The sequence below is a fragment of the Streptomyces sp. yr375 genome, from assembly GCF_900110755.1.
In the GTDB taxonomy this organism is placed as follows: Bacteria; Actinomycetota; Actinomycetes; order Streptomycetales; family Streptomycetaceae; genus Streptomyces.
Genome location: NZ_FOFF01000042.1, coordinates 23,455 through 48,345, shown reverse-complemented (window position 1 = coordinate 48,345; position 24,891 = coordinate 23,455). Strand labels below are relative to the sequence as shown.

Here is a 24,891-nt window from a genome sequence, read left to right as displayed (position 1 = left end):
CCCTTCCTCGAGCTGGCTGATCATCCCGCTGACACGGCCTCAACACCCGTGCCAGGGTGCGGTGATCGGGTACGGCAGACGGAGGGGGCTTCCGTGGAAGCGCGGATGTGGGACGCACTGGTCGGCGTGGCGAAGAAGGCGTACACCGCCGGGCTGAGTGAGGGCGCGGTCCCGCGCCCGCTCATCATGCCGCTGGTGCGAGGTGAACTGGTCGGGATGATCTGGGTCCGCCCGATCAAGGTCGGCCAGGACGCACTCACCGGGATCGCGGAACTCTCGAACATCGCCGCGGCCGCCCGCGCGGACGAGGTGGTTCTGGTCTGGGAGACCCACGACATTGCCACCGCCTGCGAGCTGCCCATCGTCGGCCCGGCGCCGTGCCTGAACATGGTGCTCGCCACGCGCGACGGGCACGTCCTGCACCAGTTCCCCTACACCGAGCAGCTCCTGTCCCGCAGTCCCGACGGCTGGGCATCGGTCGCCCCGGACTGGAGTCCGACCCCCGCGCCGCAGCCCGGCGGCGAGCTGGTGCCGCCGATCCAGGCCGCGATCAACTACTCCTTCACCCCGATCGAGCTGGACCACCCCGACCCGTTCGGCGTCACCGTCGTGCTCATGGAAGAGGACGGCTACCGGGTGCGCCTGACCGAAGCGTTCGACCGCTGACCCGGCACGGAGAGGAGAGGAGGAGTTCGTGCCCCGCAGTCTCGACGACGATGCGCCCCGTCGCATGAGCGACGCCGAGGAAGAGCTCAGTGCCGAACAACGGCGAGCCGCAGCCGAGGATCAGTCCACGCTGCGCGAGCTCCGGATCGACGTGAAGCGGATGGAACGGAACCTGGCGCGGCGAAGGCGGAGGCTCCGTGTGATGCGTCTTGCGCTGGCCGTCGCCAGCGTTGCCTTTCTGGCGAGCCTGGTGTGGACCGTGCTGTCTTGGGGCTCCCCCTCCAGATTTCTCCGGGTCGACATCATCTGCGGCATTGTGCTGTTCATCTCCGGGGCAGTTGTCGTGATTGCCGCACCGCGCCGGGGCTCCCTCAGCCTGGCCAAGCTGGAAGACATCGTCGACAGCAACCGCGACGTCCTGCGGTTCTTCAACTCCCGCAACCACCCGACGCTGGAGGAACGGCGCAATCTCTACCGCGAGGATGTCGCCGGGGTCATCGAGCAGCACCGGGACGATAGCCGCAAGTACCGACTCGTCCACAACGCCCTGCAGAACCTCATCATGATCGGGTCCGCAGCCACGACCACCGTGGCCGCCCTGGACACCCGTAACCAGTTCACATGGCAGAACATCACGATCGTCGCCATCGGCTTCACCGTCACCGTGGCGGCCGCCTTCACCGGCTATTACAAGTACCGCGAGCGTAGCTACTTCCTACTCCAGACCGCCGACGCCATCGAGGAAGAGGCCAACGCCTTCACACTTGGCGTCGGCCCCTACAGCGATTTCGGCGAGGATCAGGAGCAGAAGGCGCTGAAGCTGTTCACCCAGCGCGTCGAAGAGCACCGCAACGAGCAGCGACGCCGCCAGCAGCAGCTGGACCAGCCCGCCGACCAGGCCGCCCCGTCCGGCCAGCCGCCAGCGGCCTGACCCTGGCCCCAGCCTCGCCGCCAGCCTCTCTGCGCGGACCGTACGGGGAGGGGCGCCACGACCGCGCTGCGGGGCCCGCCCCCGCAGCGGGGGCAGGGTGAGCGGCGCAGGCCTGAGCCAGACTCGGACGGCACAGCACCGCGGTGGCCGGCCGGCTCCTATGAGGCGGCCCTCACCCGTCCCATCGCCTGGTCGCGGGGCAGGAAAGGCCACATGCTCATGCGGGGCATGACGACCCCGTGCTCGTTGCGCATGGTGAGCTCGCCGTCGTCTGCCTGTTTCAGCACTTCGCCCGCGTTCTTCAGGGCCAGGGCGACCCGGGTCTGCAGGCGGGGCTGGAACGGCAAGGCGAGGGGAACAAGGGCGGCGATCGCGGCGGCCTCCGGGATCAGGTTGCTGGTGAGTTGGCCGATCACGCGGTTGAAGGCGGCATTGGACTTCTGTGGCAGCCGGACCCCGGCCTTGCGCATCGAGCCCAGCAGCAGCGTCAGCATGTCCTCGAATGCGTTGCGCAGCTCGATGACGTTCTCGTAGAGCGCGGCACCGGCCACCATGGGCCACCGGCCGCGCTCGAGCCGGTGCAGGAAGTCTTTGAGCAGCTTCATGTCGATGTCGCCGGCGTACCGGTGCTTCGGCTCCACCCGGGCGAGCAGCTTGCCTCCAGCGACGCCCTCCTTCCAGGATGAGCGGCTCAGCTCCCTGAACCACTCTTCCTGGCTGCGCAGTGAGTACACGCCGCAGCCGATCAGGATCTGGTAGAGGATCTTGGCGCGCAGCGGGCGGGCGCCTCGCAGCACGGCGCCGTAGGTGACGTGCGAGTAGCCGGGGGCCTGACGGGCGAGCTGGCGGTGGCTGAGCTCGTTGAAGTCCAGCAGCGTCTGGAGTAGCTGGCGCAGCTCGGCTTCGTCTGCGGGGCTGATGGGTTTCAGTACGCCGGTGCGCTCCCACCGGCGCAGTGCCTCGCGGCTCAGGTCGCCGGCGGGCCCGGCTTCCGCCAGTCGCAGGCTCTGCCAGCGGTCGCTCCACTCGTCAGGGTCTCCTCCGCAGGCCAGTACGTAGCTGACGACGGCCGCCCAGGTGGGCAGCTTCTTTCCCGAGTGTGCGTTGGACAGCGTCGCAGCCGAGACGCGTGCGTGCTGGGCCATCAGCGCCAGTGGCGGATCGCCGACCTTCTTGCGCAGCGCCTGGAGATCGCGCGCGAAGGCCACGAGCGGGTCGTCGGTCTGCGGCAGGGGGTTCATGGGGCGGGCCACGGCATCTGCTCCTTCCCGAGCCCGAAGTAGGGCCGGGGCCCGTCGTGTTGACGGGCCCCGGCAGGGCTTCAGGTCACAGCAGACGCTGACGCAGTTCGGCGGCCAGCAGACTGCCGGCGCCCAGTACGGCGAGAGCCTCCTCCAGCTTCATCCCGCGAGCGAGCAGGACGACCAGCGCGGCCAGAAGGATGACCAGCAGCAGTAAGGAGACGAGCGGCGAGGCCTTCGCGGCGCTCGCCGGGGTGTGCGTGCACGGCCCGTTCTGCTCAGCAGGAACGGGCTCAGGAAGAAGGAACGACAAGGAAGTTGACTCCCACCACGAGACGACAGGTTCGACAGTGCTCCGGACAACGTGCTCAAGTGCCTTGCAGGGCACAGGAGTTCACCGCCAGCGGTTGCAGCCACAGAACGGCGAATCCCACGTTACCCAGGCTTACGCCTGACAACGCCGCTTCAGTTCCCACTGGAGGCAACCTTAAATAACAGCCCGCTCTGTTATTTAAAGGGTGGAACGCAATTGTTCAGAGGATGGTTCGGGTCCGCATTGAATAACCCTCCGAGATCACGTTCGATCTCGGTGAACTCGCAGGTCAGGCGTCAGAGACGACTTAATTGGCAACTAAGTGCCTACAGTCGCTTGCGGAGGTCAATTATCCCCCTCATCCTTGGACCTGTTCACACGTGCGCGTGACGCGCGCGCCACGGCGCGCCCGTACGCGTACGAAAGAGGCGCAGGTCCAAATGCTCCGGACTGGCACCGCAGAACGCTGGAGGAACCCTGTTGCAGCAGGGCCCCTCCCCAAGGTGGCAACGACTTGCAGGTCAGCCACTGGGCTTCCTTCCGTCCGACGATGACGACTCTCGTGGGCCGAAGGGCGTACCACAAGAGGCAGGGCCCGGCGATTCCGCCGGGCCCTGCTGCATGCGCCGAAGCCCGCCGTTACGCACTGCGCCCCAACTCTGATGCGCTCGTCATCCGGCCGGACTGTTCATCCCCCGCCGTCGACCGCCGGGCCCGGTCCTCCCGCGCCCGCTCCAGGGCCAGGCGGCGGGTTTTCTCGGCATCCCGGCGACGCTGCGCGCGGGCCGCATCGATCGAGCACGGCTCGTCCGCGCTGGCCTCCGGCTCGGGGAACGCTCGCGCGCTGAGCTCGCGCATCGCCCGGCTCTGTCGCTCGGCTGCCTCAGTGATCGCCGGGTCGACGGTGCTGGCGGGGCGGGCCTCATGGTGCGCGGCGAGCGCCCGACGGTAGCCCTCGCATGCGGTCTCCCTGGTCTTCACCAGTCCCAGCGGCGCGGCCGCGGACTGCGGGGCGACGTCCTCGAGGTCGGGCACGGACACCGAGCCGGGCGCGAGGATCCGCAGGGCGCGCACCACAGTGCGGCCGGCCGACTCGTTGGCGACCGCGATGACCCGGGTCTGCTCCAGCCGTGCCTTCGTCGCCCAGGCCGTCGACTCCGGGCACACAGTGAGCTGGCCGGAGTTCGGGTCGTACGACACGGCGGCGACGTGCCCGGCGAGCTCGGGGGCGATCGCCGCCCACCGGTCCCGCAGCGTGGCGCCGGCGGCCGGGAGCTCCCAGGCCCGCTCGGTGACCAGCGCGCCGATCGCCGCTCCGAGACCCATCGGCTCGCGCCCGTCGCGCCGCACCGTCGTGACGGCCGACGGCTTCTGCTTCGCCTTCTGGCCGCCGCCGTTCTTGCGTGCCGCCTCCATCGCGGCCCGCAGGGCGACCCGGGCCAGGTCGACGCCGGACGTCTCGCTGCCGCTCATGCCTGCCCCCAGGTGGTGTAGCCGAGGTCCAGGTGCCCGAGGTCGGCCAGGCGCTGCACCTGGGCGACGAACGCCCGGGTGAACAGGCGCTGTGCCGACGTCTCGCCGTACCGGTCGATGTGGTCGAACACCAGCTGGTGGTCGGCGGCGGCGCGGTTGCGCCAGTCCAGGACCTGCTCCCGGGTGAGCTCCTCAAGGACCAGCTCCTGGTCGACGTCGACGTCGGCGAACTCCGGCTCCGGAGCGGGGACGACGGCGGCAGCCGGGCGAGGCGCGGGCAGCACGACCGGAGCCACCGGCGCGGCCGGGACGTCGTCGGCCGGCTGCGCGGCCACGGCTTCGGCGCGGCGGGCCTTGGCAGCGGCCTGCCGGGCGCGGACCTGCTCCCACTCGTGCTCGCGGGCCCACGCCTGGGCGGTCACCCGCTCGTGCAGCTGCCGGTCAGCGGCCGCGCGGCGCTCTGCCTCGGAGGCGCCGGGCATCGCCGCGTCGACATCGGCCGCGACCGTGCTGCGCTGGGCGCGGCGGTCGGCCTGCTTCTCCTCGCAGCGTGGGCAGTCCCGGCCGGAGTCGAGCAGGATCCGGTCGTCGCACCGGGCGTCGCCGCACTGCTGGCGCTGGGGCAGTCCCCGGGCCAGCAGCCAGCCCACCGGGTCGGTGATCGGGCCACCGGTGCGCAGCTGCTCGTCCAGGCGGCGGACGAGCCGGTCGGCGAGCACCTGCGGGGCGTCCGTACGGCCCGCAAAGCCCTCCACCAGGGTCAGCTCGCTGCGGGTGGCAGCCTCCACCAGGCGGCGCGCGGCCGGACGCTCCAGCCGTGCCCACACCAGGTCGACCGGGGCCAGGACGACCCGCAGATCCTTCGGCGGCAGAGGCACCCTCCCCCGCTGCTGCCTGCCCTGACCCGCAACCTCCACGACCCGCACCGCAGCATCGGCAACCGGATCGCGGCCGCTCTTCACGCCTTCGACGACCGGGGACATCTTCGGCTGTTCCCCGCGAAGCGGGCCGCCGTCCTCGCGCACGCACGCGCGGTCCGGCAGATCACCGGACCCACCACGGCCTTCGCCGGAAAAGCCACGAGAGAGCGCGAGAGACCCACCAGGAGTAACCACAGAAGCGTGGAGAGCGTGGTGCTGTGCAGTTGCGGCGAGGTCTGCCGATTCCGCCTTCTCGCCCTGCCCGGGGCCCTCCACCCCAGTAGTCACAAGGGTCTCGCCGGTCACGCCGGGCTCAAGATCTCCGGATGCAGTACCGGCGAGGTCTGAAAACACGGCGTTCGCGACCCGGCGGGCCTCCCGCACGGCCACGCCGTGAGCCTCAGCAACCGGCACCAGTCGCACCCGCGACTTCGCGTGCAGACCCGAGCCGGTCTCCTGCCGCACCACGTCCGCGACGCCGTGTTCCTGGAGCCGCTTGAGGACCTTCGCTCCGGCCGCCGCCGTGCAGCCCAGCAGCCGGGCGACCGTCGCCGCCGGACGCCCCCGGGACGTGTCCACCGATCCGGGGCACAGCTGCAGCCAGCCCGCCGAACCCGTCGTCAGCACCATCAGCAGCAGCCCGAGCCGATCCGTCGCCGCACCACGGCCCGTGCGCCCGGCGAGCAGCCCGGCCGGGACCGGCGCCTTGTCCTTCGGCGCCCACCCCGGACCGAACAGCACCTCGCACAGGCTGAGCAGCACCGCGAGCTCCGAGCGGGACAGCGCCAGGGCGTGCCGCCGGTCGCCGGCCTTCTGCGCCCGGTACATCGGGATCACCCAGCACTCCAGGCCCGTCGCGTGCCCGAAGGCGTTCGTCGCGACGTTCGAGCCGAGGAACCCGGCAGCGCGCAGCTCGGGCAGCACCGTGTGCGCGACCGTCGACTGCGACACCCCAAGCCACCGGCCCAGCTCAGCCGCCCAGATGGACGCCTGGTAGTCGTCACGGACCTTCGCCTTCGCCGTCAGCACGACGGAAGCCAGCCGGGCACCGTCCGACGCACCGGCCAGCGCCGGGGACGTCACCAGCGCACGCACCGCGGCGAGCAGCCGGGCCCGCATCGTCTTCGACAGCTGGAGCGGGTTGCCCAGCTCCAGCGGAACGACCGGACCGGCCTGCGTCGGCACCGACCGCAGCCGACGGCGCGAGGCCCCGACTGAGCTCTCCGAGCGGGCGTGTGTGAACGCGGCCGGTGCCGCCACGGCGCTCATCGGCCCACCGCCCCGACCGGAGCGGTGGACACCGCAAGTGCCGAACATCCCAACGTCGCCTGTGTTGCCATCGGGCCGGTGTACACGCCAAAGCGGACACCTCCCTCAGCAGGCAGAACTTGCGTTTCCTTATCCACCTGCCGACCCTGCACCGAACGGCCTGTGGACAGATTCTGCTCAGCCCCGATCACCCCCCGCGCTCCCGCACGGCGGGCAACAATCTTGGAACCCGTCCCGCCACACGGGACGACGCCCTTGAGGACGTTGTCGTCGACGGAGTTGTCGATGACCTCCGAGAGCGGGTGCATGAGCGGGGCGGCAGACACCGCGACCGCGCTCATCGGGCACGTCTCGAAAGCACTGCTCTTGTAGCTTCCTACCGGAAATTCAACTTCCGGTACGAACCGCGTAAAGAGGGAGGACTCGGGCGACGATTCCGTCACACGGGAAGCCCGCCATGCCTGAACCGGTGTGAAACGGACAGGGTCAGGCTGACAGGGGACACCACTCTCGGGCACTATGAGAACGACCTACCTTCCATATAGCTGGACCGACCAGAGCCCCTCGGGCCCGGCCGAACCAGATGTGCGGATGTGTCAGGTGAAGCCCCCTTCGTGAGAAGCGGGCGGACACCGATCGGGTGGGGGGAGATTTCTCCTCTCGTCTCGGTGGTGCTGAATCGCGAAGCCCCTGTGGTGGGGGCTCGCGACCGGCGCCGGCCTGACGGCCGGGTGTTGCTGGTAGCGCAACTGGGTGCTGCGCGGCTGTGGTGGCCGTGGTCAGCGGCCGTGGTGCGTGCTGTGGCCCTGATGAGGGGCCGATTGGGAAATGTGCGGCTCGATGAGCCGCCAGCTCAGGACCGGCTGCAATCCGGGACCTGAGCGGCCGACACGGGTGGTTAATCCGGTCGGTAGACGGGCCGCGCGAGGCCAGCGGGTGGTAAGTCCGCTCTACGGCGCGCGCGGCCGATGGCCGTTAGGTCATCCCGACCCCCTTGATTCCGAGGCTGGCGTCGGCGTGCCTGTATTCGGCTCCGCAGCCTCCGGGAAGCGCTCTGCGAGCCGCTTGAGAAGGTGCATGTAGACCGCGCGGTGAGGCCGGCGCGGATGGGTCTGCCCCAACTCCCACCGAGCCACGGCGAGGCGCTTCACTCCCACAGCATCCGCAACCTCCTGCTGAGTGAGGCCCGCGGCAAGGCGCAGCTGCTGCCGCACACGCGGCGGCGGCAGGACGTCATCGAGTAGGGCATCCACCCGCTGCAACGGGTCCGCGTCGGGCATGGCACAGCCTCTCAAGATCGATGAACCCCTGAAAGATACAGGGCGAGAGTGATCTGTGCCAGCACCGAACGATGCATCGCGCACGAACCGTGTCAACATCACCAGCTCCACTCATGGGCGAGAACGGAGAACAGCACGCTGTCCCGCCACGCTCCGTTGGTGAAGACGTGGTCCCGCAGCGTGCCTTCACGCGTAAACCCGAGCTGCTGCACGACGGCGATCGAGGCGACGTTGTCCGGCCCGATGGCGGCGGTGACCCTGTGGAGACCGCGCTCCTTGAACGCGTACGTGACCAGAGTGCGGGCCGCGTCCGTCGCATAGCCGCGGCCCCACTCCTTCGCTGCGATGGCGTAGCCCAACTTCCCGGCCTGGACGCCGCTGAGCCCGATCCGAGCGAATCCGATCACGCTGTCGTCGTCGCGCTTCGTCACCCCGAGATAGAACTCGGTCCGGGGCTCCTGTTGAGCGCGCTCAATCGCGCCCTCGAGCATGGCGACGGCCTGGTCCCGGTTGCGGCTGTCGAAGGACAGCGAGGCTGTGACCTTGTCGTCGCCGATGATGGCCAGGACATCGTCGACGTCATCGCGAGTGAACTCGCGCAAGGTGACCGAGGCGCCAGGGATGCGGATCGGATACGTCAACGGGACTCCTAACGGGGCAGGGGCTTCAGGGGCGTGCGGGTGAAGACCTCGATCTGCTCCTGCAGATCGGCGCCGGCGTCGGCGAGAGGCGAGTCCCGAAGCGCGCGGTGCACCCGCTGGGTGCAGGTGATGATTCCGTTGATGCGCTGCTCGGGAGCGAGCCCGAGGACAGGCGCCACGGCTTCTTGTGCGCCTTCAAGTTCGCCGGCCTGGATACGTGCGATGGCCAGGGCGCTGTGCGATCCGGCCTGGTCGCCGAATGCCCATTCCGGGGACGCGGTGTCGCCGTAGGCCTCCACGGCACGGGTGGCGTAGTCGCCTGCCGCGTCGGCCTGTGAGGGCAGCCACGACAGGGCTTCGGCCGCGTAGTAGATCTGGCGGGTGCGGCCAAAGCTGCACAGCCCGCCTAGCTCATCGACCTCGTCTTCCTGCACGCCGTCCCAGGCGTTCTCGGCTCGCTCGATGGCGGCCCGCGCCGCGTTCGCGTTGCCGAGGGCCGCCCAGGCACGGGCTTCGTTCATCGGCAGCCACACGCTGGACGTGTTGGTCGTCGCGAACTCCGCGCCGGACTGGGCGTAGCGGACGGACTCCCGCGTGCGGCCAGCCCAGTACGAGACCAGCGACTGGATGCCGCGGATCCAAGCCCGCAGACCGTTGTGGTCGGCGTTGTCGGCACACACGAACGCCGTACGCGCCTGAGTCAACGCCGCGTGCGGGTCGGCCATGTCGTGCGACGCCTTCGCGAGCAGACCACCCGTGACACCGGCGAGGAAGTAGAGCTGGCGCGCCTGAGAAGGACGCCGCTGCTGTTCCAGCAGCGTGAAGACGGTGTCCTGCGTCGTGATCAGATCCGGCAGCAGCTCCGACAATGGAAACTGCGGGTAATCGGTCGCCAGCCGCTGGACATCCGCGTGCACCTGTTCCATCACGTCGGACGTCAACTCGGTCTGGCCTGCCGCAAGTGCAAAGCTCTTAGCGCGTCGTGCCGCCATTTCAATCAACTCCCGGTCCGCAGTTGGCTGCCCTGTGGCCAGGACCAGCCCCGTGGATTCGTCCACCGCCGGTAAAGCTCCGCCATCCCACGGCGCCAGAAGCTCATCGAGCGGCTTGCCGAACATCTGCTGCAGAACACGACGCATGACTGGGGTAGTGCCAGCTCGTTCCCCACTGGCCAGCCGACGCAGATGCCGAGAGCTGAGAGTGACGTTCTCACCCAACTCGTCAGCGAGACGCCCGAATTCACGGACGATCTCTTCGTACGTACGCGGCTGCTGGCGCAGCAGGAACTCCAACGTCGTCCGCGGATCTCCCTTGCGCGCGTTGCCGGCCACCGGTCCTCCCGAGTCACGAATACGTGCTCTGCAGTGCCCAGTGTCGTGCTGCAACGACGGCTAGTCAGCAGAGCGAGAGCCCTGGTCCGGCAGCGGTCCTCTCCATGTCCCGGACTGGTCCGGTACGGGGCCGCTGCCGGACCTCGTTTGGTCATGCTCCCTCATCAGACGGTTGTGATCAGCAAATTCATGCGATCCAGCGGCGAGTTGAGGAGGACACCGTGACCGACAACCGGCACTTGGTGACCGACGCGCACGGTCGCTCCACTGACTTCACGACCAACGCTCCCGTCACCGGTTGCCAGTGCGGCGGCCGCGGGCCACTGCCGAAGTCGCGGCACTGGGCCAAGGCTGCTGTAGCCATCGCGGCAATCCTGACTGCTGGCCTGGTCGTATCGGTCTTGCTCCTGACGATCCGCGACATTGTCGTGGCGGTCGCCGGAAGTAGCGCCACTGGCTTCCTCCTCAAGATCCTTTTCGCGTCGTCTGACCGGCGGGATCGGTGAGTGCCGTGCATAAGCCACGTCGATCAGGCGTCAAATGCGTACTCGAGGACGTACGCGGCGCTGTCGAGCGTCATCTCGTTGACCTCGACAGCGCCCCCCTCGGAATCGAAGGCCGTACGGCACAACTTGACCACTGGACGCTCCAGGGGCATCTCGAGGCCTTCGGCTTCTTCGGCCGTGGGAAGGCGGCAGCGGATCTCCTCTCGGAAATGGGCCGGCGCGTGGCCGATTTCTCCGAGCCGTGCGTAAGTGCCACCTTCACCGGTGTCCACACGGGTGATGGCAGTGCCCTCTACCAGCGCGAACGGCAGGTACGAGGTGGCGAGCATGACGGGTCGCTGTTCCAGGACGAAGCGTCGCGAGCGAGCGCACACGGATCCGCCCTCTCCGAGATCGAGCATGCGGGCGATGTGATCGGGCGCCTCGATCGTGTCGACGCGGACATCGATCGTCACGGGCCGTTCCTCGTCGGCGGACCAGATGGACTTGCCTGCGCCCCACTGTGCGCGCGTCAGCCGCTGGATGCCGTGGCGACGGATCGGGCGGAAAGAAATGACCCGGGCGCCAGCCCCCTTCTTTGTCTCCACCAGACCTTCGGTGCGCAGGATCTTCAGCGCTTGGCGAGCGGTCAGCGTGGCCACGCCGTACTGCTCGGCCAGGGCCGATTCGCCGGGCAAGCGATCGCCGGGGCCGTACTGGCCCGACTCGATCGCCGCCTTCAGGTCATCGGCAATGCGCTGGTACTTCGGCCGCTTCGGGCTCGTCTCACTCGCCATGCGTCTCCCTACCTCGCTAGCGATCCTACGGCCGCTTGTTACCGAGGTGTCGGAAGGGACGCCTTGATCCGAGCGGGAGCCGCGGCAGGATCGTACCTCGCTAACGTGCTTCTTGACATCGCTAACGAGGAACGGTGTACTGAAGGCGCATCAAACCTCGCTAACGAGGTGGTTGTCGAGGCGCCGTCTCGTGACTGCTTCGCCTTGCCCACCCGCCATCGGGACGCCTCCCGAGATCTCCACTTCCGAGAGGAGCACCACTCCATGAATGTCATCCGCCGCCCCGCCGCCAGCCTCGCCACCGAGGGCTTCGACGCTGAGACGCAGGAGCTGCTGGACGCGATCGAGGTGGAGTTGCCGGATTTCGGCGACGTCGACCTGGCCGTCGCGTTCGGTACGCCGCTGGAGATGCACGAGTTCGTGACCCCGGACGAGCTGGCCCGCTGGGACGCCGCCTCCAGCCTGAAGAAGGGCCGGAAGGCCGCACAGGCAAAGGTCGCCCACGACTTCGCGGCGCGCAGGGCGGCTGCCGAGGACATCCTCGCGGCGGACCCCTCGATCACCGAGCTGGTCCGCGAGCGCCTGGTCGACGCGCTCATTCCCTACGCCGCGCAGCTGCGCATCACGCCGCCGGCCACCGCCACGGAGCCCCTGCCGCTCGCGGCCTAGCTCCAGCCGGGTCCTCACGGACCCGGCTCTCCCACCCGGAACCGCCCCAGGGCGGCGCCGGATGAGGGAGCCGGACCCTCGGTCCCCGATGTACCGCCCGGACCCCCCGATCTCGGGGCCCCGCTCGCGGGGTGTGAAAGGCAGCGGCCGTTCTCTTGAGAACTGAATAGTGATCATGCGGGGCTGGCGCGAGAGGCACGCCTGCTCTCCCCCTACGCGAGGCAAAGCCGTTTCCGGGCGACCGGGGACGTGGGGAAGGACCGGGAGCTGACCAGCACGATGCACCACCGGCTGGATGGCAAGCGGATCGACCAGCGTGGCCCCAAAGCATGTGGCGAGATGAGACAGATCGCCCCCGAGACAAGCCGGGTGAAGCCTTGTCCCCGCGGCCCGACCTTGCCCGTCGCACCCACCAATCCGGTGGAGTGAAGCCGCAGCTGAGGCGCCGTACCAACCACGGCGCGTGTCACAGCTCGACATGACGCACCGGGAACCGACCCGGCACCGCCTGCAGAAGGCGACCGGCGCGCTACCGCGCCCCTTTGAACCAGCAGCCCCGCGCTGCCCAGTCGCCCGCCGCCCGGTCTTCGGGTCGGTCGGTGGGCGGTGGAGAGCGCGGTGGACGCCCGCTCTACCAACCGCGACAGCCCCAGGGATCGGACCCCTGGGGCTGTCCAGGACCTGGATGGAGGCCCTGTTGAACGCTCACAGCGTCGCACGGAACGACGAAACCACGGACCCGATCATCGAAGAGGCCCTGCGCCGGGCCCGCGGCGGGAAGTGACCGCCGTGGACTGGCGCCATCAGGCCTCGTGCCGCGAAGAGGATCCGGAGCTGTTCTTCCCCATCGGCAACACCGGACCGGCGCTCCTGCAGATCGAGGAGGCCAAGGCCGTCTGCCACCGCCGGTGCCCGGTCATCGAGCAGTGCCTCCGGTGGGCGCTGGAGACCGGCCAGCACGACGGCGTCTGGGGCGGGCTCTCCGAGGACGAGCGGCGGGCGCTCAAGCGCCGCGCAGCCCGCAACCGGGCCCGCTCCGCTGCCTGACACCAAGAGCCCGCCCCGCTTCCTGCGTTGCCCAGTCGCCACCGGCCCGCCCCTGCGGCCCGGTGGCGGTGGAGAGCGAAGGAGCACCTGCTTCCCCAGCTCTGTTCGGCCCTCGCGGCTGGAGAGCACTTCCCCGACTCCCCGTCCTTGGAGGACCTCGTGATTGCACTGCCCCTCTTCCTGCTCGCCGGTGGCTTCACCTACCTGTTCTGGCGCTCCGACATGCGAGCGGGCGTCCTGATCGCCGCGCTCGTGTGCGGCTACGCCCTGGCGACGTCGCCGCTCGCGAACGCGATCGACGGCATCGGCACCGGCATCGGCGCCGCGATCTCCAGCGCCAACGACAGCACCGCCTCCAGCAAGTGACTCCTGCCGCTTGCCCGTGGCTCCGCACCGCGAGGTGCGGGCCCGCGGGGAGGTGACAGCCCCCGACCCCGCACCACCCCCTCACCGGAAGGAACCCACCCCGACATGAGCGACAGCGACAGCGGCGAGAAGCTCGGCTCGAACCTCTCGGAGCTCATCAAGCAGCTGGAGAAGATCGAGTTCACGAGCGACCGCGACCTCTACCAGTACGCCCGGATCCTGCGGGCCATCGGCCTGGAGCTCCACATGCGGATCGGCATGGACGCGGACATGGTCGGCGCCATCCTCGCCCAGTACAAGGGCAAATGGTGGACGTTCGGGGCCCAGTCCAAGATCCGCGCGAAGCTGGTGTCCGCCCACCTCAAGGGCGGCGCGTCCGCCGCGAAGGTCCTCGGACTGAGCGGCGTCAAGATGTACGCGTCCTTCGTCAAGCACTTCATCCAGCCCGAGATCGAGGCTGAGCGGAAGGCGCGCGAGGGCAAGGGCTCGAAGAAGCCCGGATTCTCCATCGGTGACAAGCCCAAGGGCGCCGCCGGGCGTCCGGGCGAGGCCGGAAGGGCAGCGTGATGGCACGCCGTATCTCCGCACGAGCGAAGAAGATCGACACCCGTACCGAAGAGGAGCAGGAGTCCTCGAGGAAGGCATGGGTCACCTACGGCGGGCCGTGGGGCATCAACATCGGCGGCTGCCTGGTCGCTGAGACCGCCCACGTGCTGCTCGCCACCACCCCGGCCTCCCTGGCGCTCGCCGCGCTCGGTCTGGCCGGCACCGGCGCGGCCCTGGCCAAGTTCATCAACCACATGGACCACAAGGCCAAGCGCGACAGGGACGTGCGCTACCTCCACCAGGTCAACGCCGTCGCCACCACGGCCGGGGTCACCCTGGGCACCGTGGTGGGCCTGGAGTCCGGCGCCACGATGGGCGCCTGGATGCTCGCCGGGTCCGGCCTGTGCATCGCCAACCACCTCTGGTCGGCGCTGTACAAGAAGGGTTCGGGTGAGAAGGCCGGCGGCAAGTGGGCCAAGCTCGAATCCGAGATCGGCCTGGCCAAGCACGAGTTGAAGGAAGCCCAGTCCAACGGCAAGGGCACGGTCGTCGCCAAGATCGAGGCGAAGGACGGGGCTACGGCGGACGAGTTCGCCCGCCGTATCCCCGCCATGACCTCCGCGCTCAAGCTCGGCAACGGCCGCATCACCCACACCGTCGACGACGACGACGCCTCGCTGATCACCATGCGGGTCCAGGTCGCCGACCTCCTCAAGGAGGGCTTCGCCTGGCCCGGCCCGAGCGCGTTCGGCGCCGGGTTCGGCGACATGCCGATCAACCTCGGACGGTACGAGGACGGCGAGACGCTCAAGCTCAACCTGCCCGGCATCCTCAACGACCCGCAGGAGGTCAAGGGCGGCGAGAACGTCGAGCACTGCGTCGCCCAGGGCGTCAACGGCGCGGGCAAGACGGTCGGCAACTCGATCATCGTGACCGAGGCCGCCACCCGCACCGAGGTGTCCGTCATCGTCATCAACTGCTCGAAGTTCATGCAGGACTACGGGCACGTCCGGCACGCCGCCGACATGGTGATCACCAACGAGAAGGACGCCCGCCGGTTCTTCAAGCAGATGCACACGGTCATCAAGGCCCGCGGCGAGTACCTCGCGGCCAAGGGCCTGGCCAAGTGGAAGCCGGGCTGCGGCCTGAACTTCCTGCTGATCATCGGTGAGGAGGCCGCCGACTTCGCCGACGGTGAGGCGTACAGCAAGGTGCTGCGCACCCTGCGCTCCACCGGCGGCTGGTTCCTCTCCTCCATCCAGCGCGCCACGCACGACCAGATGGACACCACGGCGCGCTCCAACCACCCCGCCGGTATGGCCTACGGCCTGTCCGACGGGGCGGAAGCCCAGTACGTCCTGCCGCCCGAGGCGATCGACGCCGGCGCCTTCCCCGGCTGGGCGAACAGGAAGCCCGGCTACCTGTACGCGGCCGGGATGGGTATCGCCGAAGACCGCTGGGCGGTGACCGCCCGCACCTACAACGCCGACCGCCCCACCCTGGCGGCCGCCGTCACCGCGGGCATGAACGTGCGCACCCCCATGGACGAGACGACCGCGAACGCGTTCGGCGCGCTGTGGACGAACCGCACGTTCTACACCACCCCGCTCCTGGAGGGCGACGCCGACGGAGCCGGCGCCTTCCCCCAGCAGCCGGCCGCCCCCGCCGCCCCGGCGGCGGACCCGGCCTCCGAGTACGACGCCGACGCTGGCGAGGACGAGGAGGACGAGGACGTGGAGATCGAGATCGACCCGGAGCTGCTCGCGAAGGAGACCGAGGACTTGGACGAGGAACTGCGGCAGATCCTGGCCGCCGACCCCGAGCCCGGCGCGTACGACCACCTCAGCGTCGAGACCGAGATCGAGGCCCCGGCCGACGACGCCCCGGTCTTCCAGCTGCCCGGCTTGGTGCCGGACAGCGACCGGATGAGCGCTGAGGACACGCGGGCCGCCATCTTTGCTCGCCTTGATTCCTGGGTGCGCGAAGGCAAAGACAGCTTTGAGCCCAAGGAGCTGAGCGACCTGTGGATGCGGGTCGACCTGGCCGGTCAGCGGTCCTGGTGGAACCGGCTCAGGGCGGAGCTCCTGGAGGACGGCGTCATCGCCAAGGACGAGTCCGAGGACGGTTACGGATCGTACGACCTGATCCGCTCCCCTCTCGCTGATGGTGGCGGAAAGTAATGGATGTGGGGTGCGAACTGTTCGTGACCGGCGAACAGTTCGCACCCCTCCCTCCCTAAGGGATCTGGGCGCACACCGCGCCTAAAAGTCGCGAACATCCCGTTTTAAACCAAGCGAACACCTGCTGCGAACACCTCCCCGAACACCCCCACACACTACGGAAGGTAGTCAGAATGAGCGCCCCGACCGTGCCCCGGCCGAAGCAGGCCGGGCCGCCCAAAACCTCCGCGCCACCCCCGCCCGTCAGCGCGGACGACGCCGCCAAGGCCAAGAAGTCCATCGCCAAGCTGGACGAGGTCCTGGCCATGGTCACCAAGGCGCTGCTCACCCTCGGGGGCGGCGCTTTGATCTTCACTTGTGTGAATGTGACCCTGTTCGGGATCTCCCACCAGATCCCCTGGTACATCGCCTGGATGCTGGACCCGCTGGCCAGCCTCGCCCTGATCACCGTCCTGTACGTCGACGGTGTCCTCGCAGAGCACGGCGGTGACTACAAGCCCGGCGGCTGGCCGTTCCTGCTGCGCTGGACCGCCGGCCTGTCGACCTGGGTGATGAACTGCTGGACGTCGCTCTACCCGGACGGGCACTTCCACTTCGTCCCGCAGAAGCCGGACGCCGGCGGAATCCTGCTCCACTCCGTGGCCCCGGCGCTGCTGATCCTGCTCGCGGAAGCCGCCACCGGCTACCGCAAGTACGCGACCAGGAGGCGCGGCGAACTGACCGCGATCATCGCGCGGTTCGAGAGTGCGAAGGTCGTGGAACGCGAGACCGCCGAAAAGCGAGCCCGCGAGAAGGAAGAACGCGAGGAGGCAGCCGAGCGCGAGGAGGCAGAACGCGAGGCCGCCGCGAAGCGTTCCCGCGAAGAACGCGAGGCCGCCCAGCGCGAACGCGAGGAGAACGCGAGGCTGGAAAACGAGCGGCGGCAGGCAGAAATCGAGGCAGCCTCACGCGCCCGCCGCGAGGAAATCGAGGCGGAACGCGAGCGGCTCGCACTGACTGAGCGCACCGCAGAAATCGAGGCGACGCGTCTCAAGGCCGAGGCTGAGATCGAGGACCGCCGCCGCCGCGAGCAGTGGGAGCGGGAGCAGGACGAACGGGACCGTGAGGCCACCCGCCAGGCGGAGATCGTCAGGGCAGAAGCCCAGGCAGAGGCGCTGCGCAAGGAAGCCGAAGCCCAGGCAGAGGCGCTCCGCAAGGAGGCGGAAGCCGCTGCGGAGGCTGAGCGGATCAAGGCTGAGGCTGAGGCCCGCGCCCTGGAGGAAGCCGAGAAGATCAAGCGGCAGCGCGCCCTGGAGCGGGCCGCCGCCAAGGCTCGCGGAATCTCGGAAAGTGCAGTCGTCCGCACCTCGATTTCTTCCGGCCGCGCCTCGGAAAGTGGGGCCGCGCTCAGCGCGGTGCCCGCCCTGACCGCCTCGGAAAACGGCGGTCGGATCCCTCGCGAAGTGCGCGAGAAGCAGCGGGATGAAGCCGAGCGGTACATCGCGAAGTGCTCGCTGTCCGGCATCGCGCCGGACCTGGAGCGCCTCGGAAACCAGTACGGCAAGGGCGAGACGTGGGTCGGAGACCGCGTCCGCGCCGCGAAGAAGCGCCTCGCGGAAGAGGACGGATTCGAGGAGTCGGTCATCGCCGACGCCCTGGACGTCTTCGAGGACGACGACAGCGACAGCGCCGGTGCGGCATGACCCACCGGCCGGAAGAAGAGGAAGAGGACACCGTGGACACGGACTTCGAGTTCGACTTCACCCACCTGGGCACCGAGCCGGTCGCCCTGCTCCCCAAGGCCGGCCCCGGGCACCCGCCGACGATCCTGCTCCGTCGCGACGAGCTGCTGCCCACGCGGTGGCGCCAGCTCACCGACTGACGCCGCACCCACCGAGCTTCGACGGCTCCACTGACCCCCGAGATGTTGAAGCCACCTCGGGGGCCGGTGAAGAGGCCGAAGCCTCCCCGGGCGAATCTCACGCCAAATGACACCGCCCGAGCTCCCCAACGAGGAGAGGACCCATCATGCCGTCTTACGGCGAGCAGCCCCAGCCCACCTACTACCCCGAGCCGCTGCCGCCTCAGTACGGGCAGCCGCCCGCCGCCGCGTACGGCCAGCACGTCGTCCCGCTCCCCCAGAACACGGTCGTCTATCCGCCGACCGCTGGCATCGACGGCGTCGTCATGGTGCCCGGCCCGAACGGCCAGCACGTCGCCTACTACACCGCGCCGCCCGCCCCGGCCCCGCAGCCCTACGTCTCCCCGCTCCTGGTGAAGGCCGCGCTGGTGGCGTTCATCCTCGGTGTCGGCGGCGTCGGCATCTACTTCCTGGCCGCCGCCCTGATGGAGCTCGTCAAGGCGCTCGTGCTCCTGGGCGTCGTCGTCGTGGGCGGCTTCGTCCTCATCAAGATGCTGGCGACCGGCCCCGGCAGTGGCCGGTCGATCAACGTCAACGCCCGCGGCCGCGCCAAGGTCCAGGTCCACACCGGCCGCGGGCACAACCGTGGCCGCCGCCGCTGAACCTGCGTCCCCGCCGGCCGTCCGGGACGTCGACGTCTACGCCACCGAGTCCGGCACGCTCCCCGTCTACCGCTGGAGGCAGGCACCGAAAGGGCTCGCCACCCGGCGGCAGCTCAGGGAGCGACGGTTACGGCCCGGCGGCCAGGACCCGGTCGCCGTCATCGAATGCCGGGGCGGCAAGCGCAAGGCGTGGCTGTACGAGATCGACAAGGCCAAGCCGATACGGCCGATGACCTTCGCCAAAGAGGTCGCGCTCGACAAGGCGATGGCGAAGAGGCAGACATGCCCCTCGTGCTCGAGGCGGTACTACCACTGCCTCCCTCTCAAAACCCTCGGGTCCTGCTTGGAGTGCTACGACGGCACCCCGGCCGCGCCCGGCAGCTACATGCGCCCGCCCGGCGAGCACCTCGCCGCTGCGGCCTGAACCCCCGCACCGCGTCTGCCGGTTGCCTGATCCACCCGCCCGACGGGCGGGTGGTGAAGGGGAGTCGGTGAGCCCGGCCCGCCCACGTACAGCACCACCTCATCCCGCAGCTGTCGACCACCGTGAAGGAGAACCCGGTGAGCGAGCCCGACAAGCACGAGCCCGGCCCCGCCGTCCCGCCGCTGGACACCATCGACGACAGCCAGCGCATCCCGCCGCCCCGGCGGCCGGCCCCGCCCCGGCCGCGCCCGATCAAGGCCGCCGATGACATCCCGCCCGGCGCCATCGCCGCTTTCGGCGTCGTCGGCATGGTCGCCCTGCTGCTGGTCCTCAAGTGGGGCATCCCCAAGGGCATCGACTGGTATCACCACCAGGACTGGGCGTGGTTCACGCAGTGGACCGCCACCGTCGCCGACCCCGTCCACGCCTACCTGAGCGCGCACACGGTCGGCCTGCCGCTGACGGCGACCAGCGCGTTCAACATCTGGCTGGGCGTCGGAGCCGCCTCGCTGGTGCTGTCCTGGTTCACCGGCGCCGTCGGTGCCCGGCTGACCTGGACGGCACACGGGGCCTGCTCGGTCCTCATGGTGTGGGACGCCGCTCCCGTCGCCGGCCGCCCCGTCGCCGCCGCCCTCGCGGTCCTGGCCTGGACGATCGGCAGCCTCTTCGCCCTGCGCGGCCTGTCCCTCCGCCCGCTGATCCACCTGCACAACCACAACCACAACCACAACCATCCGGCTCGCTGATCTGACGGCTGCCTGATCCACCCGCCCCGCACACCGCGGGCCGGGTGGTGACGGGGAGTCGGACAGCCCGGCCCGGATGGGAGTCGCACGTGACCACCGCCCCTGTCTTCACCACCGACAAGAACCTGGACGCCGCCTGCGCCTCGGTCACCCACGAGATTGGGCGTACGGACAGCAAGGCGTCGCTGTTGCTCGCCTTCGACGGCGCGGTCATGGCCGGTCTGGCCAGCGTCGCCGACAAGGACCTGCCGCTGTTCACGAAGGCCACCGGCGGCCTGGCCGTACTCGCCCTGGCCGTCGCCGCCGTCTTACTCCTCCTGGTCGTCAGGCCCAACCTGGGCGGTGGCCGCGTCGTCCGCGAGGGCCTTCCGCGCTGGGCGCAGATGGAGGAGAGCGAACTCCAGGAGGTGATGGGCGAGGACACCCGCCCCGCCCGCGTCAAGGCGCTGTCGCTCCTTGCGGTCGGCAAGTTCCAGCGCCTGGCCCTCGCGGTCGACGTCATCCTCGCCGCGCTCGCCCTGCTGACCCTCGCCGCGACCGGGGTGCTGGTGTGAGCACCGCCGCCAGCTTCTTCATCAGCTACGCCAGCATCGCCGGCGCGCTCGCCGCCCCGTTCGTGATCGCCGCCGCCCGCCGCACCGTCGCCCGCATCCACGCCCAGGCCGACCAGAAGGAGCAGTAACCCATGGCACTCCCCCTCTTCTCCCGCACCCGCACCGCCACCGAGCCGGAGTTCGCCCCGGAGCCGTGGCCGGAGATCGGCGAGACCTGGAAGCCCGAGGGCGTGATCGTCTCCCAGCGCTTCCTCGGACTGGCCGGTGCCGTCGTCCTCGTCTACACCGCCGAAGCCGGGGTCAACGGCGTCTACTACGCGGTCGGTTGCCTGGGCTGCACGTACCTCACCCGCTCCAAGGGCGGCGACCACTACATCTCCTCCGAGCAGACCGCCGGGGAGATCGCCAACGCCCACGCCGCGCAGTGCCGGGCGCTGCCCCGGGACCTGCCGCCCCGTCCCGACGACGCCACCGCCCGCGAGATCGTGGGGCGGCGCCTGCACCGCGAGCGCCGCTCCGACCACGACGTCACGGTCCACCTCACCGCCTTCCACCTGGACCGCCTCGCCCTTCAGCGCTCCACCGCCTGGATCGAGGAGGAACTGCAGCGCCTCGCGGACGAGAAGCCGGAGATCCTGACCGCCAAGCCGCGCACCTACGGCACCGGCACCGAGTTCACGATCCTCCGCTTCCCCAAGCGCTGACCGGACGCTCTCCGTACGGCCCCGCCGCACCGCCCCCGGGCGGGTGCGGCGGGGCCGGTGCGGTGTCCGCCCGGTCAGCCGAGACCGGACGACCGGCCCTCCCCTGGAGGTCACCGTGTCCCTCGCCCGCCGCTCCCTCATGGAAGCCGCCGCCGCCCGCTTCGGATGGCGCCGCGCCTACGGCCACACCACGCAGGTCGACGCGCTGCTCACCGAGCAGACCGAGACCGCGTACGCCAAGGCCGGCGACCACGCGGCCCTGGCGACCGCCAAGAACACCGACGTCCTCGCCGTGCAGCCCGGCGTCCTGGACGCCCGCGGCCGCGTCCTCGCCGACGTCCTCTACCTCGAGGGCGTCCTGACCGGCGCCCGCAACAACGGCCTGCCCCCGGAGCTCATCGAGCGCCTGGAGGACGTCGTCGACCACGGTCACGAGCTGACCGTGCTGCTCGCGGACACCGTCCGCACCACCGCCGCCGCCCACGCGGCCAGCTGAACGCCCGGGGCGGCCGCAGGCATCGAACCCGGCCGCCCCGGAGCAGTACCCCTCCCCCTCCCAGAGCGCATCGAGAAGAAGAAGGAGCTCCATCATCATGACCGCAACCCTGCGCCAGACGGCTACCACCGTCGCCAGCTCGATGATCGAAGGCGCCAGCATGGCGTCCGCGCTGATCGGCGGCGCGGCCGGCGCCTACCTCGGCTACGAGCTCGCCCCCGCCTCCTGGACCGACGGGGTCCGCATCGCGTTCGCCGGAGCGGTCGCCGTCGTCGGTGCCGTCGCCATCGACGGGCTCGCCGAACTCGTCCTCGCCCCGATGCGCCGGCTGATGTACAAGAGCCGCAGCACGGCGGGCGCAAGCACCGGCCGCGGATCGGCCCCGGCCCCGGCGGACACCCTGGACCAGGCCCTCGCACAGGTCGCCACGGCGACCGAGGACGACGCTGCCAACCGCGCCGCCAGCGCCTCGATCCGTATCGACCACGGCGACAACTTCCTGCGGGACGTGGATCGGTGGCGCGGCTACGAGGACGGGGAGGCCAGCTTCTACCTCGCCCCCGGCGTCTGGCTCCACCACCGCAGCGAGAAGGACAAGTACGGCTACGGCGATCCGCTCTTCACGCTGCTGACCGGCGACGGCGACAAGCCGGTGGCCATCACCGGCCTGGAGCAGATCCGCCACCACCTCGCCGCCCGCGCCGCCGGCCTTCCCGCCGACCCGGTGACCGCCGACGTCGACATCGACGTCGACGTCGACGTCGGCGTCGACGGTGACAAGGACGACGTCCTGGACGACGACCTCACCGGCATCCACGCGGTCTGACGGACTGCCCGTTCCGCCCCGGCCCTTCCCGGCCGGGGCGGTGCGGTGGCCAATCAGCCCACCCCCTGATCCCCAGCCGTCACCACCGAGAGGACCGCGACCATGCCCGGGACCAAGAACAAGCCCTCCCAGCTCAGCGTGCTGCGCTACGGCGCGTTCGTCTCCCGCACCGCCGAACAGCGCGTCACCTCGTACGCGCCGACCGTCCGCAACCTGGTCCACGACCACTTCGGACGCCGCCCGCTGGGCGCGGTCACGATCATCCTGACCAAGCCGCGCCTGCTGCTCTCCCTCGCCAACGAGGCACAGGGCGAGGCCGCCGGCGTCCCGGAGAACGTCTGGAAGACGGGCGTCCAGCAGGCCATCATCGGCAAGCCCAATGACTTCCGCGTCGCCACCGTGATCGCCCCCAAGGGCGCGATGTGGATGCTGCTCAGCGCCCCGAAGATGCGCGACCCCAAGCAGCTCAGGCTGAGCCTGCTCCGCGGCTTCGTCGAGGTCGACCAGCTCATCCGCTCCGGCGCCCGGGAGAACCGCGTCGCCTGGGTCCGCCACGAGATGAACGTGGCGCCGCTCAGCAAGCGGCAGGCGAACAAGCTCAAGGCGCAGATCCTCGCCGACGGAGCCGAAGCCGAACGCATCACCACGGACCTCGCCCGCCGCCTGTGAGCCAGGCATGAAGTACCGCGGACGCATGAGGACGTCGCTGCTCAACGACCGGCAGATCATGCCCACCGACTTCCGGCGATGGGCCGACTGCCGCCGCCAGTTCGCCCAGGGCAAGGACCGGCAGAAGGTCGACGAGCTCAAGGCGTCCATCGAGGAGGACGGCCTCGAAAAGCCGATCCTCCTGTGCATCAACGAGCGGTGGCGCGACATCTACGTGTCCGACGGACACCACCGCGCCATCGCCGTCCTCGAGCTGGAGCTGCCCCGGTTCCCCTTCCACTGGCACTGGATCCGGTACGGCGTCCACATCGAGCACGAGCCCTTCCCCTACGAGCTGCTGGAGCGCTGACCGCAGCTCGGTCCCCTTCACCCACCGCACGGAGGACCCGTTGCCCCGCACCCTCACCGCGATCCCGGCCGACCGCCTCATGACCGTCGTCACCGGCATCCTCGGCACCGAGTGGACGCCGCCCGCCGCCCCCGAGTGGCCCCTGGTACTCACCAACGAGACCGCCGACCGCGAACTCACGCTCTACCCGGAGCGCAAGAACGCCCGGCTGGTCTTCGTCCTGGCCCCGGCCGACACCGACGACTTCGGCCGCCGCCGGTACGCGAAGTACACCCCCGACCTCACCGGCCACGACACCATCGACGCCTGGCTCGCCGAAGGCGACCTGGACGCCATCGCCGACGCCCTCGCCCTCATCCTGGAGCGCCTGGTCGAACAGCCGCTTCCCGAACGGACCGCTCACCACGACCCGCTGGGAGCGGAGCGGGAGAACCTGGCCAAGCAGGCGCAGGAGCTCGCCGCGCACGCCACCTACTTCGCCGCCGGCCTCATCTGGTCCCAGCCCGTCGGCGACGACGCCCAGCGCCTCGCCACCCTCGCCCAGGGCCTCGCGCACACCGCGACCCGCGTGGACGAGCTGCGCGGCCACAAGAACCCCCGCCGCTGACCCGACCGCCACCTGCACGTTCCCGACCTGGAGGAACCCCATGGCACGCAGCGCCCGGCCCGTCGTCCACTACATGGCGACCCGGCCCGACGGCACCGTCCCGCCCACCTGCGAGCACCTCGCCCGCTACTACAGCAACCTGGGCGAGACCATCCCGACCGTCAACCTCGCCAACCACATCGGCGAGACCATCGACCACCCCAGCCCCGGGCAGAAGTGGTACACCGACAAGCCGTTCTCGTACTTCCACATGTACACCCGGCCCGGCGAGATCCTGGAGCGCCTCGAGGAGCGCTGGCCGGTGCGGCTGTGGGAGGTCGAGCCGCTCGGTGAGACCGGCAACTGGGGTGAAGACTTCGCCCCGTACTGGCTGATGTCCCACCAGATCCGCGTCGTCAGGGAGACCGAGGCGTGGCGTGCGTTCGGGCACCGCGGCATGCAGGTGCTGGCGGTCCTCGCGCAGCTGCCCGACCTCGCTCGGCAGTGGGCCGAAGAGTGGGCCGCCGACCCCGAGGGCACCCGCCGCACCTACGCCAAGTGGGAGGAGCGGGTGGACGACACCCGCGCCCTGACCGACTGGGTGCACTGGCGGGCCCGGTACTCCCGCCGTTCGGCCGGCCTTGCCACGGCCAACCAGCTCGCCGCAGACGCCGCCGCGCAGGCCGCGACCGACGCCGGAGCCGAGCCGTACGCCGTCGCCAGGATCCAGCTGCGGGCCCGCTGCCTGGTCGCCGGTCAGCTCATGTTCGACCGGATCCGCAACGGCGAGTACGAGCAGTCGGTCCGCGCCCTGCTGCTCGGAGCCGGACTCGACACCCCGGCCTCCGTCCCGGCCTGACCGCCTCCCCGAGCGTTCCTC

Annotated in this window: 31 protein-coding genes; 23 read left to right on the top strand and 8 right to left on the bottom strand. The window is 69.9% G+C overall.

Translation table 11 applies throughout. The annotated features are described in order from the left end of the window. Nucleotides 1-105: 105 nt before the first annotated feature. Complete coding sequence (locus BMZ82_RS30405) at nucleotides 106-666, top strand: hypothetical protein (protein ID WP_177244733.1); 561 nt, start codon at nucleotides 106-108, stop codon at nucleotides 664-666. A gap of 28 nt (nucleotides 667-694) precedes the next feature. Then, complete coding sequence (locus BMZ82_RS30400) at nucleotides 695-1,597, top strand: DUF4231 domain-containing protein (RefSeq protein ID WP_256252191.1); 903 nt, start codon at nucleotides 695-697, stop codon at nucleotides 1,595-1,597. Between the two features lie 158 nt (nucleotides 1,598-1,755). Here the strand turns inward: BMZ82_RS30400 and BMZ82_RS30395 are convergent, their stop codons facing one another. The 5 genes from BMZ82_RS30395 to BMZ82_RS42135 all read right to left on the bottom strand — a co-directional run bounded on the left by BMZ82_RS30395 (nucleotide 1,756) and on the right by BMZ82_RS42135 (nucleotide 7,970). Beyond that, nucleotides 1,756-2,850: a hypothetical protein gene (locus tag BMZ82_RS30395; RefSeq protein WP_143098933.1), complete on the bottom strand. Its 1,095-nt coding sequence runs from the start codon at nucleotides 2,848-2,850 to the stop codon at nucleotides 1,756-1,758. A gap of 73 nt (nucleotides 2,851-2,923) precedes the next feature. Continuing rightward, complete coding sequence (locus tag BMZ82_RS30390; protein ID WP_093780608.1) at nucleotides 2,924-3,151, bottom strand: hypothetical protein; 228 nt, start codon at nucleotides 3,149-3,151, stop codon at nucleotides 2,924-2,926. Between the two features lie 639 nt (nucleotides 3,152-3,790). Next, nucleotides 3,791-4,624, bottom strand: a complete 834-nt coding sequence (locus tag BMZ82_RS30385) for a DciA family protein (RefSeq protein ID WP_093780607.1) — start codon at nucleotides 4,622-4,624, stop codon at nucleotides 3,791-3,793. Next, nucleotides 4,621-6,813 carry a hypothetical protein gene (locus tag BMZ82_RS30380; RefSeq protein WP_256252190.1) on the bottom strand — a complete coding sequence of 731 codons (2,193 nt, stop codon included), beginning with the start codon at nucleotides 6,811-6,813 and terminating at the stop codon, nucleotides 4,621-4,623. Before BMZ82_RS30380 ends, BMZ82_RS30385 begins: the two co-directional genes overlap by 4 nt. A 980-nt stretch (nucleotides 6,814-7,793) precedes the next feature. After that, nucleotides 7,794-7,970: a hypothetical protein gene (locus BMZ82_RS42135; protein ID WP_256252194.1), complete on the bottom strand. Its 177-nt coding sequence runs from the start codon at nucleotides 7,968-7,970 to the stop codon at nucleotides 7,794-7,796. Between BMZ82_RS42135 and BMZ82_RS42130 the strand changes: the two genes are divergently transcribed. Continuing rightward, nucleotides 7,920-8,057 carry a hypothetical protein gene (locus BMZ82_RS42130; protein ID WP_256252195.1) on the top strand — a complete coding sequence of 46 codons (138 nt, stop codon included), beginning with the start codon at nucleotides 7,920-7,922 and terminating at the stop codon, nucleotides 8,055-8,057. The two genes, BMZ82_RS42135 and BMZ82_RS42130, sit on opposite strands and share 51 nt — an antisense overlap. 134 nt (nucleotides 8,058-8,191) lie before the next feature. On the opposite strand, the gene BMZ82_RS30370 is transcribed toward BMZ82_RS42130, so the two are convergent. Further along, the gene (locus BMZ82_RS30370) at nucleotides 8,192-8,734 is read right to left on the bottom strand and encodes a GNAT family N-acetyltransferase (RefSeq protein WP_093780605.1); all 543 of its coding nucleotides are present in this window, start codon (nucleotides 8,732-8,734) and stop codon (nucleotides 8,192-8,194) included. 8 nt (nucleotides 8,735-8,742) lie between these two features. After that, a complete protein-coding gene (locus BMZ82_RS30365; RefSeq protein ID WP_218159063.1) occupies nucleotides 8,743-10,065 on the bottom strand; it encodes an NsdA family TPR-like regulatory protein in 1,323 nt (440 codons plus the stop codon). A 221-nt stretch (nucleotides 10,066-10,286) separates the two neighbouring features. Here BMZ82_RS30365 and BMZ82_RS30360 point away from each other — a divergent pair, with 221 nt between their 5' ends. After that, nucleotides 10,287-10,571, top strand: coding sequence for a hypothetical protein (locus BMZ82_RS30360; RefSeq protein ID WP_093780604.1), 285 nt, complete (start codon nucleotides 10,287-10,289; stop codon nucleotides 10,569-10,571). Between the two features lie 23 nt (nucleotides 10,572-10,594). Here BMZ82_RS30360 and BMZ82_RS30355 read toward each other — a convergent pair whose 3' ends face one another. Further along, on the bottom strand, nucleotides 10,595-11,347 hold the full coding sequence (locus tag BMZ82_RS30355) for a GntR family transcriptional regulator (RefSeq protein ID WP_093780603.1): 753 nt from the start codon (nucleotides 11,345-11,347) through the stop codon (nucleotides 10,595-10,597). A 264-nt stretch (nucleotides 11,348-11,611) separates the two neighbouring features. Between BMZ82_RS30355 and BMZ82_RS30350 the strand changes: the two genes are divergently transcribed. The 19 genes from BMZ82_RS30350 to BMZ82_RS30265 all read left to right on the top strand — a co-directional run bounded on the left by BMZ82_RS30350 (nucleotide 11,612) and on the right by BMZ82_RS30265 (nucleotide 24,870). After that, complete coding sequence (locus BMZ82_RS30350; protein ID WP_093780602.1) at nucleotides 11,612-12,016, top strand: hypothetical protein; 405 nt, start codon at nucleotides 11,612-11,614, stop codon at nucleotides 12,014-12,016. Between the two features lie 789 nt (nucleotides 12,017-12,805). Next, a complete protein-coding gene (locus BMZ82_RS30345; protein ID WP_093780642.1) occupies nucleotides 12,806-13,063 on the top strand; it encodes a WhiB family transcriptional regulator in 258 nt (85 codons plus the stop codon). A 159-nt stretch (nucleotides 13,064-13,222) separates the two neighbouring features. After that, nucleotides 13,223-13,429, top strand: a complete 207-nt coding sequence (locus BMZ82_RS30340) for a hypothetical protein (RefSeq protein WP_143098932.1) — start codon at nucleotides 13,223-13,225, stop codon at nucleotides 13,427-13,429. A 105-nt stretch (nucleotides 13,430-13,534) separates the two neighbouring features. Further along, nucleotides 13,535-13,996 (top strand): hypothetical protein, encoded by a 462-nt coding sequence (locus tag BMZ82_RS30335; RefSeq protein WP_037663175.1) that lies wholly within the window; start codon nucleotides 13,535-13,537, stop codon nucleotides 13,994-13,996. After that, on the top strand, nucleotides 13,996-16,155 hold the full coding sequence (locus BMZ82_RS30330) for a hypothetical protein (RefSeq protein WP_093780600.1): 2,160 nt from the start codon (nucleotides 13,996-13,998) through the stop codon (nucleotides 16,153-16,155). Before BMZ82_RS30335 ends, BMZ82_RS30330 begins: the two co-directional genes overlap by 1 nt. Nucleotides 16,156-16,328: 173 nt before the next feature. Further along, nucleotides 16,329-17,837: a coiled-coil domain-containing protein gene (locus BMZ82_RS30325; RefSeq protein WP_093780599.1), complete on the top strand. Its 1,509-nt coding sequence runs from the start codon at nucleotides 16,329-16,331 to the stop codon at nucleotides 17,835-17,837. Then, nucleotides 17,834-18,016, top strand: coding sequence for a hypothetical protein (locus BMZ82_RS30320; protein ID WP_093780598.1), 183 nt, complete (start codon nucleotides 17,834-17,836; stop codon nucleotides 18,014-18,016). Before BMZ82_RS30325 ends, BMZ82_RS30320 begins: the two co-directional genes overlap by 4 nt. 146 nt (nucleotides 18,017-18,162) lie before the next feature. After that, nucleotides 18,163-18,657, top strand: coding sequence for a hypothetical protein (locus BMZ82_RS30315; RefSeq protein WP_093780597.1), 495 nt, complete (start codon nucleotides 18,163-18,165; stop codon nucleotides 18,655-18,657). Further along, nucleotides 18,641-19,081: an RRQRL motif-containing zinc-binding protein gene (locus tag BMZ82_RS30310; RefSeq protein WP_093780596.1), complete on the top strand. Its 441-nt coding sequence runs from the start codon at nucleotides 18,641-18,643 to the stop codon at nucleotides 19,079-19,081. Before BMZ82_RS30315 ends, BMZ82_RS30310 begins: the two co-directional genes overlap by 17 nt. Before the next feature lie 137 nt (nucleotides 19,082-19,218). Further along, the gene (locus BMZ82_RS30305; RefSeq protein ID WP_093780595.1) at nucleotides 19,219-19,827 is read left to right on the top strand and encodes a hypothetical protein; all 609 of its coding nucleotides are present in this window, start codon (nucleotides 19,219-19,221) and stop codon (nucleotides 19,825-19,827) included. An 89-nt stretch (nucleotides 19,828-19,916) separates the two neighbouring features. Beyond that, a complete protein-coding gene (locus BMZ82_RS30300) occupies nucleotides 19,917-20,381 on the top strand; it encodes a Pycsar system effector family protein (protein ID WP_093780594.1) in 465 nt (154 codons plus the stop codon). Next, nucleotides 20,378-20,509: a hypothetical protein gene (locus BMZ82_RS42125; RefSeq protein WP_256252189.1), complete on the top strand. Its 132-nt coding sequence runs from the start codon at nucleotides 20,378-20,380 to the stop codon at nucleotides 20,507-20,509. The genes BMZ82_RS30300 and BMZ82_RS42125 overlap by 4 nt, the downstream gene beginning before the upstream one ends. A 3-nt stretch (nucleotides 20,510-20,512) precedes the next feature. Further along, nucleotides 20,513-21,085: a hypothetical protein gene (locus BMZ82_RS30295; protein WP_093780593.1), complete on the top strand. Its 573-nt coding sequence runs from the start codon at nucleotides 20,513-20,515 to the stop codon at nucleotides 21,083-21,085. A 115-nt stretch (nucleotides 21,086-21,200) separates the two neighbouring features. Then, nucleotides 21,201-21,581: a hypothetical protein gene (locus BMZ82_RS30290; RefSeq protein ID WP_093780592.1), complete on the top strand. Its 381-nt coding sequence runs from the start codon at nucleotides 21,201-21,203 to the stop codon at nucleotides 21,579-21,581. A gap of 97 nt (nucleotides 21,582-21,678) precedes the next feature. Continuing rightward, on the top strand, nucleotides 21,679-22,407 hold the full coding sequence (locus BMZ82_RS30285; protein WP_093780591.1) for a hypothetical protein: 729 nt from the start codon (nucleotides 21,679-21,681) through the stop codon (nucleotides 22,405-22,407). Between the two features lie 102 nt (nucleotides 22,408-22,509). Further along, entirely contained in the window at nucleotides 22,510-23,076 is a 567-nt protein-coding gene (locus tag BMZ82_RS30280) for a hypothetical protein (protein WP_093780590.1), read from the top strand. Between the two features lie 25 nt (nucleotides 23,077-23,101). Continuing rightward, the gene (locus BMZ82_RS30275) at nucleotides 23,102-23,425 is read left to right on the top strand and encodes a ParB N-terminal domain-containing protein (protein WP_177244728.1); all 324 of its coding nucleotides are present in this window, start codon (nucleotides 23,102-23,104) and stop codon (nucleotides 23,423-23,425) included. A gap of 40 nt (nucleotides 23,426-23,465) precedes the next feature. Then, nucleotides 23,466-24,032, top strand: a complete 567-nt coding sequence (locus BMZ82_RS30270; protein ID WP_093780588.1) for a hypothetical protein — start codon at nucleotides 23,466-23,468, stop codon at nucleotides 24,030-24,032. 40 nt (nucleotides 24,033-24,072) lie between these two features. Continuing rightward, nucleotides 24,073-24,870 (top strand): hypothetical protein, encoded by a 798-nt coding sequence (locus tag BMZ82_RS30265; protein ID WP_093780587.1) that lies wholly within the window; start codon nucleotides 24,073-24,075, stop codon nucleotides 24,868-24,870. The last annotated feature ends 21 nt before the right edge of the window (nucleotides 24,871-24,891 follow it).